The 262-nt window shown below is 44.7% G+C and carries 1 protein-coding gene; it reads left to right on the top strand.

What is annotated here, in order from left to right; translation table 11 throughout:
• On the top strand, positions 1-262 hold a 262-nt coding region (locus AAEY72_RS15365; protein WP_352311453.1), incomplete at both ends, for a nucleoside-diphosphate kinase.

The raw sequence follows: 262 nt of genomic DNA, 5'->3' as shown, positions 1-262 counted from the left end.
AACCACATTGGCGCTATCTACAACCGTTTCGAATCTGCTGGCCTTAAAATCGTTGCAGCTAAAATGGTTCACCTTTCACAAGAGAAAGCTGAAGGTTTCTACGCTGAACATAGCGAACGTCCTTTCTTCGGTGCTTTAGTATCTTTCATGACATCTGGTCCAGTAATGGTTACCGTTCTTGAAGGCGAAAACGCTGTTCTTAAAAATCGTGAAATCATGGGTGCTACTAACCCTGCAGACGCACTAGCAGGCACTTTACGTG

Origin of the sequence: Psychrobacter sp. W2-37-MNA-CIBAN-0211 (assembly GCF_040309405.1) — a bacterium.
In the GTDB taxonomy this organism is placed as follows: domain Bacteria; phylum Pseudomonadota; class Gammaproteobacteria; order Pseudomonadales; family Moraxellaceae; genus Psychrobacter; species Psychrobacter glaciei.
This window is presented reverse-complemented; position numbering and strand designations above follow the sequence as displayed.